This is a genomic window from Nonomuraea sp. NPDC049141 (assembly GCF_040648415.1).
Classification (GTDB): Bacteria; Actinomycetota; Actinomycetes; order Streptosporangiales; family Streptosporangiaceae; genus Nonomuraea.
Genome location: NZ_JBEZDR010000289.1, coordinates 1 through 1,031 on the forward strand (window position 1 = coordinate 1; position 1,031 = coordinate 1,031).

Annotated in this window: 1 protein-coding gene; it reads right to left on the bottom strand. The window is 58.7% G+C overall.

The features are described 5' to 3' along the window. A partial coding sequence (locus AB0B91_RS66525; RefSeq protein ID WP_358343366.1) for an IS5 family transposase occupies nucleotides 1-807 on the bottom strand: 807 nt, incomplete at its 3' end. Between the last annotated feature and the right edge of the window lie 224 nt (nucleotides 808-1,031).

The following is a 1,031-nucleotide window of genomic DNA, read 5'->3' on the forward strand; positions in this document are numbered from 1 at the left end:
GTCTGTTATGCGTTTGGTGAGGTTGTTGATCGAGGCGATGTGGATCATGGCTTGGGAGCTGGCGGGGAGGGTCTCATAATCGCGGGCTAAGCGGCGGTACAGCATGATCCAGCCCAGGCTGCGTTCGACGACCCAGCGGCGTTTGACTACGTGGAATCCACGGGTTTCGGCTTTTCTGGAGACGACTTCGACGTCGATGCCTAATGTGGCGCCGTGTTCGATGAATGCGTTCTTGAAGCCGGTGTCGACCCAGGTTTTGGATATCGTCGGGTAGGCGCTTTTGGTTTGGTCGAGTAGCCTTTTGCCGATCACGTTGTCGGACAGGCCTGCGGCGGCGACGGTCACAGCGAGGATGATGCCGAGTGTGTCGGTGACGATGCCGCGCTTGCGACCGACGATCTTCTTTGTGGCGTCGGTTCCTTGGCTGGTGAGGGGCACGTTGGTGGAGGTCTTCACGCTCTGGGTGTCCATCACGCACGCGGTCGGTTCGGCTGTACGGCCGTCCTTGACTCGGGCCAGTCCGGTCAGCTCGTAATTGAGTTGTGCGAAGATTCCCTCATCGCGCCAGGCTGCGTAGTAGGCGTAGACGGTGTTGTACGACGGGAAGTCGTGCGGCAGGTATTTCCAGGCGATTCCTGTGCGGTTGACGTACAGGATCGCGTTGAAGACGTCTCGCAGTTCGACGGAGGCCGGTTGGCCGGTGGGCCGGCGGTCGAGTCTGGCCTGCCGCCAGGCGGTTAAGGTGGGTTCGATTAAGGCCCAGCGGGCGTCGGATATGTCACTGGGGTACGGCTTCCGCTCGCTCATGGCGGAACTTCTACCCGATACGTGTGATCGGTATTGGTCCTTGACCGACTGGGAGCTTCTACCGCATTTCTAGACCAGACGGAATTCGAGCGTCATTTAATAATCAAACAGGCGCCCTCATCGATGATGAGGAATGAGCAAATCTATACCTATAGGACGAAGAGCCCAAAAGCCTGCGACCACAAAGCGGGCACATGCCAACGAGCCATGCCTAAACGCCCACT